Annotated in this window: 7 protein-coding genes; 3 read left to right on the plus strand and 4 right to left on the minus strand. The window is 63.4% G+C overall.

The window, feature by feature from the left end:
• A partial coding sequence (locus tag G3N97_RS34625) for a hypothetical protein (RefSeq protein ID WP_205997360.1) occupies positions 1-895 on the minus strand: 895 nt, incomplete at its 3' end.
• 81 nt (positions 896-976) lie between these two features.
• On the opposite strand from G3N97_RS34625, the gene G3N97_RS34630 reads away from it, so the two are divergent.
• The 3 genes from G3N97_RS34630 (at position 977) to rpoD (ending at position 4,584) form a co-directional block, all read left to right on the plus strand.
• Positions 977-1,312: a helix-turn-helix transcriptional regulator gene (locus G3N97_RS34630; RefSeq protein WP_110327175.1), complete on the plus strand. Its 336-nt coding sequence runs from the start codon at positions 977-979 to the stop codon at positions 1,310-1,312.
• Positions 1,313-1,608: 296 nt separating this feature from the next.
• Positions 1,609-2,037 carry a GFA family protein gene (locus G3N97_RS34635; protein WP_205997361.1) on the plus strand — a complete coding sequence of 143 codons (429 nt, stop codon included), beginning with the start codon at positions 1,609-1,611 and terminating at the stop codon, positions 2,035-2,037.
• 570 nt (positions 2,038-2,607) lie between these two features.
• The gene (gene rpoD, locus G3N97_RS34640) at positions 2,608-4,584 is read left to right on the plus strand and encodes an RNA polymerase sigma factor RpoD (protein WP_205997362.1); all 1,977 of its coding nucleotides are present in this window, start codon (positions 2,608-2,610) and stop codon (positions 4,582-4,584) included.
• Between the two features lie 126 nt (positions 4,585-4,710).
• Here rpoD and G3N97_RS34645 read toward each other — a convergent pair whose 3' ends face one another.
• Genes G3N97_RS34645 through G3N97_RS34655 form a run of 3 tightly spaced genes read right to left on the minus strand, consistent with a single transcriptional unit; the run spans position 4,711 to position 6,481 of the window.
• Positions 4,711-5,376, minus strand: a complete 666-nt coding sequence (locus G3N97_RS34645) for a DUF799 domain-containing protein (RefSeq protein WP_205997363.1) — start codon at positions 5,374-5,376, stop codon at positions 4,711-4,713.
• A 14-nt stretch (positions 5,377-5,390) separates the two neighbouring features.
• Positions 5,391-5,756 (minus strand): DUF4810 domain-containing protein, encoded by a 366-nt coding sequence (locus G3N97_RS34650; protein ID WP_205997364.1) that lies wholly within the window; start codon positions 5,754-5,756, stop codon positions 5,391-5,393.
• Positions 5,757-5,803: 47 nt separating this feature from the next.
• Positions 5,804-6,481, minus strand: a complete 678-nt coding sequence (locus tag G3N97_RS34655) for a CsgG/HfaB family protein (protein ID WP_205997365.1) — start codon at positions 6,479-6,481, stop codon at positions 5,804-5,806.
• Positions 6,482-7,177 lie beyond the last annotated feature (696 nt).

Raw genomic sequence — 7,177 nt, forward strand, 5'->3', positions numbered from 1 at the left:
CGCGCGCGAACAGCTCGCGCGTGACGCCGCGCGTGTTCGGCTGCGCGGCTTCCATACGGCAGCGCGACGTTTCCGCGCCGAGCGTGAATTCGGCTTCGCGCAGCGCGCCGGCTTCGCGCACCTTCGCGCCGAGATCGAACAGATCGCTCGTCACGCCGCGCGCGGGCTGCGCGGGCGCGCTGCGCAGACGGCGGGTGAGCTCGACCCAGGCGTCGAAGTCGGCGTTGCGCGCGGCGTCGTGCAGCGCGGCCATGTCGCGCGCCTTCACGCGCGTGGGCTGCGCGAGACGCACGAAATACGGCGCTTCCAGTTCCACGCCGAATGCGACGGCGTAGGTTTTGGCGGCTTTTCCATCGCCCGCGCCCGCGTTGTTCGCCGCCTTCGCGCCGGAGCGCTCCGCGCGGTCCACGACCACGGTGCCCTGCGACGGCGACGGCGCCTTGCCCGTGCTCACGCTGCGCAGACGCTCGGGCTGCACGCGCAGGCTGCTGCCGAGCGTGAGCTCGGTCGGCGACGCGCACACCAGCGCGTAATGATGATCGCGCGGCTTGCCCGACGGAAAGCGCAGACGGCTGGTGACGAACACATGCGGCGGCAGCGGGCGCACCTGGCCGCTCGCATCGACCCAGGCATTCCAGACCAGCGCGCCTTCGCGGCGCAGCTCGGTCATGCGCGGACGGCTGGCCGCCGCCGAAAACAGCGCGAGCAGCGAACCGGTGCGCAGCGCCGCAACCTGCGCGCTGTTGCCGAGCGGCTGATTGATGCCCCACAGGAACCGGCCACCGCCCAGCCTGCGCTCCCACTCCTTGCGCAGAACGATCGTCGGGAGATCTTCTCCCGTCTCCGATCCGATCCTGGACCAGCAAAACGTGGGGGGTAGGTGATTCAGCGCCATCGACATCCTCGGAAATGCAGCCAGCCCGCCAGTTTCGGCGAGCAATTCAATAAGCGTTACTGTATAGGTATAATGCATGACATGGAAGCCCCAGACACTCATTTTCCCGTGCAGGAATTGCTGCGCCGGCTGACGGCGGACAGCCGCTCATCCAGCGAGATAGCAAGGCTTTCCGGCGTCAGCCAGCCTACCGTTTCGCGGCTTCGTGCCTCGAACGGGCGCAGGCTGCGCCGTAGCGCGTCATTCAATAAGCTATGCAGTTTCTATGGTGTGAAGGCGGCCGCGCGTCAGGCGGGTGCCTATAACGATCTGCTGCGCAACGCAATCGTCGAGGCGTGGGACGGCTCGGAAGAGCACGGCCGCGCCCTGCTGGTCGTGATCAACGGCTTGAAGGAACTGCGGGATCGGCCCGGATGAGCGCGTCGGGCGCTTGAGGTAACCGGATTTGGGAGACGTCACCTGTCGATGGTCCCCTTCGGCGCCAAAATCTGACGGAAAGTACGGTTTTTTCGGGGTCAACAGGGCTTCGGAGGCCTTGTGGCGTCTGGGATGCGCGTCGCAGGGCGTATTTCGGCGCGAAAAGTCCCATAAGCGGTAACCTTTGTGCCAAAGCACGTTACCGGGAAACGCGATATGCGCGCCTCGCGTGCCCTGTCTCGTGCTGTCTCGTAACGTTTCGTCGGGTTTGCTCGCCCGACCCGCCAAACGGTGCCATGAACACGATCGCCCCACCCAAGCCCCATGCCTCGCTGCGCGGGCAGTGCCTGTGCGGCGCGGTGCGCTACCGCGTGTACGACGCATTCGGCTACGCCTTCAATTGCCACTGCTCGCAGTGCCGACGCGCGACCGGCGCGGCGTTCAAGCCGTTTGCGGGCATCGAGCGCGCGCAACTGCGTCTGGAAGCCGATCAGGCCGACGTGCTCATCTACGGCGATCCACAGGCCGCGCACGACATCCGTTGCCGCCGGTGCGGCTCGCTGCTCTATTCAGTGGTGCGCGAGGGCGCATACGTCCACGTGACGATGGGCACGCTCGTCGACGCACCGACGATCCGGCCGCAAGGTCACCTGTTCGTCGGCTCGAAGGCACCGTGGCACGACATCACCGACACGTTGCCGCAGTACGACGCCTTTCCGCCGTAACAGGCGGTCGCAAATCGCGTCAAGACGCGCGTGACCGGCCGTCAACGGTAATGAGCACAGCACGTTCTATATAGTATGGGTTGCGAGCGCCGCGACCGGTTTAACGGGGAACGATTGCGGCGGCAGGCGATTGTGATACGACGTGCAACTATCCGTTTCGTTCATCGATAGAAAAACGGAGAACCGGGAACCCGGATACCTGTCTAATTCACACGCGCAGAGAAACGTCAAACAGGAAAATCAACGTAGACAAGCGATGCGGCAACGAAGTCTCCCACGCGGCTTTCATCCATTTCGAATGCGCTTCGACCCTGAAAGGGCGGTGCGGACTATGGCGCGGTGCGCCAACACCACGTTCGGGTTGCTTCGCATGGCGTAACGCACTACCATACGCGATCTTTCTGCATTGCACGAAAATCCAGGACGCCACGCCGTCGTGTGTTGGCGCTCGCTCGGCGGGACCTCGCGCCCCCGCCCATTCCCCTGCAATTTCGTCATCGCCAGGACGCAACGCCGCTGGCGCGTGACCCTTTTTGCCCTCGTGGGGCAATTCCTTTCGAGGAGAATGTATTGACAAGCCATGACCGGGAAGACGCGCCCACGTCTACCCGCACCGCCCGCCGCGGTTCCAAGGACAAGACCGGCGATGCGACTCCGTTGGACGGCGCCTCGCAACTCGAAAAGCGCCAGCATCAGATGCGCGCGCTGATCAAGCTCGGTCGCGAGCGCGGCTATCTGACGCACGCAGACATCAACGACCACCTGCCCGACAACTTCGCGCAGACGGCCGCGCTGGAAACCATCGTCGCGACGTTTAACGACATGGGCGTGCAGGTCTACGAGCAGGCGCCGGACGCCGACACGCTGCTGCTGAACGAAGATTCGCGCGCCGACCGCCAGGCCGACGACGAAGCCGACGAAGAAGTCGAAGTCGCGCTCTCGACGGTCGACTCGGAATTCGGCCGCACGACCGACCCCGTGCGCATGTACATGCGCGAAATGGGTTCGAGCGAGCTGCTCACGCGTGCCGGTGAAATCGAAGTCGCCAAGCGCATCGAAGACGGCCTCCAGGAAATGATCCAGGCGATCGCGGCTTGCCCGTCGATCGTCGCGACCATTCTGGCGGACGCCGATCGCGTCGCGGCCGACGAAATGCGCATCGACGAGCTCGTCGACGGCATCGGCAGCGACGAAGCCGCTGCGGAACCGGCGCCCGCCGCCGAAGCCGAGGCGAGCGAAGAAGTCGAAGCCCAGGCCGACGACGACGAATCGGACGACTCGGACAGCGAAGAAGACGCGGAAGCCGATAACGCCAAGGCGAACGAAGCCCTGCTCGCGCAGCTCAAGGCGGACAGCCTGGCGATCTTCGCACGCGTGCGCACGCTGTTCGACGCCATGACCTGCACCGGCGACGCCAACGCACGCGCGACGGCCGCCGAAATGCAGATCTGCGCCGACATCCAGAGCGAACTCGCACCGATCCGCTTCACGGCTCGCACGATCGACCGCCTGTGCACGTTGCTGCACGAGCAGGTCGCGGCGATCCGCGCGATCGAGCGTAACGTGCTGGCGATCGTCGTCGACCGTTGCGGCATGCCGCGTGAGACGTTCATCGAACAGTTCCCGGGCAAGGAAACCGACCTCGAATGGGGCGTGCGCGCAGCCGCCGCCTCGACGAAGTACGGTCCCGCGCTCGAGCGCAGCCTGCCGGCCGTTCAGGCCGAACAGCGCAAGCTCGCCGAAATCGAAGCCGCGGCCTCGCTGTCGCTGCAGCAGATCAAGGCGATCAACCGTCGCATGACGGCCGCTGAAGCGAAGATGCGCCAGGCGAAGGGCGAGATGGTCAAGGCCAACCTGCGTCTCGTGATCTCGATCGCGAAGAAGTACGTGAACCGTGGCATGCAGTTCCTCGACCTGATCCAGGAAGGCAACATCGGCCTGATGAAGGCGGTGGACAAGTTCGAATATCGCCGCGGCTGGAAGTTCTCGACGTACGCCACGTGGTGGGTGCGTCAGGCCGTGACGCGTGCGCTCGCCGACCAGGCGCGTACGATCCGCGTGCCGGTGCACATGATCGAAACGATCAACAAGCTGAACCGCATCTCGCGTGAGATCCTGCAGCAGACCGGCATGGAAGCGCATCCGGCCGACCTCGCCGCACGCATGGGCATGACCGAAGAGAAGGTGCGCGGCATCCTCAAGATCGCCAAGCAGCCGGTTTCGCTCGAAAGCCCGGTGGGCGACGACGGCGACGCCACGCTCGGCGACATGATCGAGGACGCCGGTTCGGCATCGCCGGCCGACGCCGCGATCCACGCAAACATGCGCGCTGCGATCGACGAGGCGCTCAAGGCGCTCTCGCCGCGCGAAGCGAAGGTGCTGCGCATGCGCTACGGCATCGACACGACCTCGGACCACACGCTCGAGGAAGTGGGCAAGCAGTTCGACGTCACGCGCGAGCGTATCCGCCAGATCGAAAGCAAGGCGATGCGCAAGCTGATGCACCCGAGCCGCGCCGACAAGCTGCGTCCGTTCCTGGAGCGCTAAGCGCTTTTCCGCCGCGCGGCAGTTGAGCGCGCCGGAATGAAAAAGGCCCGTCACTTCGGTGACGGGCCTTTTTATTTGCGGCTGCGTTATTGCCGCTTTATCGCCGCTTGATCACGGCGTCCGGCTTCAGTCCGTGCCGAACTTCGGCGAATGCGGACCGTAGAGCAGGCCCGTCGGCGGACCGGCGTGCAGCAGACGATAGCTCGTCACGCCCGCGATGTCGTGGCTCTTGTCGGTCAGCGAATTCGCGACCTGCTTGATGGCCGCCATCACCAGCATGCCGATCAGACCGCCGCCGCTGTTGTTGTTGCCTTCGTTGCTGTTCGCGCTGGCGCTGCCTTGCCAGAGCACGTCGCCGCTCTTCAGATCGACGAGTTTCGCGGATGCCGTGACGACCGTCGCGCTGTCGAGCACGCGGTACTTCGTGCCGTATTGCGTGATCGTCGCGTACACGGCCGCGTCGGCGCCAAAGATCTCGCGCAGCTTCGCGGGCGAGGTCTTCTGGATGTCGTCCGCGGTCGTGAGGCCGTTCTGCTTGAACGTCTCTTCCATGACCGCGACGGGGATCACGTAGTAACCGGCTTCGGCGAGCGGAAACGTCATCTGCGAAAGCATGCTGTCCGACGCGCCCACGTCGGTCGTCGAGTTATCGGGCGGCAGCACGAGAATCGTGCGCGGACGCGCGTTCTTGAACGCCGTGTAATCCGCGTGCTTGACGGGCTGCGCGCAGGCGGACAGCAGGGCGAGCACGGAGACCGCGAGCCAGAGCTTGAGGGAAAGGATTCGGGACATGTCGGTGCGCTCGCTCATTGTTGCTTCGGTTTCTTCATCAGGAAGTCCATGTAGGTCGTCGACTCGGGAAAGAGATTTTTCTCGGCGTCGAATTCCTGCATGGCCTGGGTGTCGTTGCCGACGTTCGCGTACAGCATGCCCAGTTGCGCGTGGAAGCCCGGCGGCGTCTTGTTGCCCTTCGCGCGGATTTCCTGCAGCGACTTCTCGAGCGCGTCGATCTGTTCCTGCGGCGACTTCTGGCCTTTCAGGTAGTCGTAGACGCCCGGCTGATAACCGGTCCATTGGTAGAGCGGCGGCGTGGCGGGCGCGCAGCCCGCGAGCAGCAGCGTCGCTGCCGTGACAGGCAGACACAATCCCCGAAGCGTGCCGATGTATTTCATGGTTAAAACCCCGTATGCGTAGTTGTTTTGATCGGTGGCGCGGATAGTCAGTGCGCGGTGCGCAGCGCGCCCGCGTCGACCTGATCGGCCAGGTGATTGACCGCTTCCTGGATCGCCAGCTCGAGCACCTTGCCGTTGAGCGTCGAGTCGTAGCTCGCGGTGCCGCCAAAGCCGATGATTTCGCGATTCGACAGGCTGTATTCACCCGCGCCTTGCGACGAGGCGACGACTTCCGACGTCGTGGTATCGACGACGTTGATGCTCACCTTCGCGTACGCGATCTGGTTCTTGCCGCTGCCGAGAATGCCGAACAACTGGTGGTCGCCGACTTCCTTGCGGCCGAACTCGGTGACGTCGCCCGTGATGACGTAGTTGGCGCCCTTGATCGCCTGGACTTGCTTCGCAAAGCCGGCTTCCTGGCGAATCTCGTCGAGGTTGTCGCGATCGAGCACGTTGAAGCGGCCGCTTTGCTGCAGCGACGTGATCAGAATGGTCTTCGCCTGGCCGCCGAGACGGTCGATGCCGTCGGAGAAAATGCCGCGCATATAGGCCGAGCGGTTATCGAATTTGCCGACAGCAATCTTCACCGGTTGGCCGACGGGCGGACGCTGCGCGCTCGCAACGGGAGGAACCGGCAAGGTACGCGACGACTCCGTCGCGCAGCCGCTCAGCGCCGCGATAGCAGCAGCGGCGAGCACCGCGCCGCAGGTCAGGGACAACTTCATGGAGACTCCTTGGGTAATAGAACAGAAGGAACTGAAACAACGACGCGCGTGCACAGGACGGCACGCGCGAATAAAGCGACAGGAGATTGGAGTGCGGCTGCGAGATGCGGCGCTGGATGAGGGGCTGGGCGGCAGCGGCGCGTGTGGACGCGCCGCATGGAGTGTCGCGGCGAAAATGAATGGCGCAGTACAGTGCTGCGCGCGTGGTCATTCCATCGGCGTTGCATGTTTCGCGCTTCCTGCACGCGAGCGCGTGCGCGGAAGCTCCCCGGATTCTTGTCGGTATAACGTGTTATTTTAAGTTCGTAGCAAAAAGCTACCCACGAATATATATCGACGGAATTTTGCGAAACTTCAACGAATAAGCAATTTGATGCTATTTAAATCATTTAATTCGCTGATTCTTAAAGCGATTTAATAGTGTTTTGAAGATCGAGCAATTGCGGTGGGGGAGTGTTGTGAATGTGGACGTTGAATGCAAAACGGCCGTCCCCTGGGACGGCCGTTTTTGTTTGCACTTTTATTCTGCTCTGACGACGCATTTTTGCGTGCGTAGTTTTTCAAGCAAGTAAACGCCAGAACCCCGGCTCTCTCTTGGAGAAGCCGGGGTTCTGGACGTACTGCATAAGAAGCCTGACGATTACCTACTTTCACACGGGCAATCCGCACTATCATCGGCGTAGAGTCGTTTCACGG

The organism is Paraburkholderia sp. Ac-20347 (genome assembly GCF_017104805.1).
Lineage (GTDB): Bacteria > Pseudomonadota > Gammaproteobacteria > Burkholderiales > Burkholderiaceae > Paraburkholderia > Paraburkholderia tropica.

What these genes read in the sequence shown, in the direction of transcription:
- G3N97_RS34650 (WP_205997364.1), bottom strand. Translation starts at nt 5,756, where the DNA reads ATGAAATACATCGGCACGCTTCGGGGATTGTGTCTGCCTGTCACGGCA.
- G3N97_RS34655 (WP_205997365.1), bottom strand. Translation starts at nt 6,481, where the DNA reads ATGAAGTTGTCCCTGACCTGCGGCGCGGTGCTCGCCGCTGCTGCTATC.
- G3N97_RS34635 (WP_205997361.1), top strand. Translation starts at nt 1,609, where the DNA reads ATGAACACGATCGCCCCACCCAAGCCCCATGCCTCGCTGCGCGGGCAG.
- G3N97_RS34645 (WP_205997363.1), bottom strand. Translation starts at nt 5,376, where the DNA reads ATGTCCCGAATCCTTTCCCTCAAGCTCTGGCTCGCGGTCTCCGTGCTC.
- G3N97_RS34630 (WP_110327175.1), top strand. Translation starts at nt 977, where the DNA reads ATGGAAGCCCCAGACACTCATTTTCCCGTGCAGGAATTGCTGCGCCGG.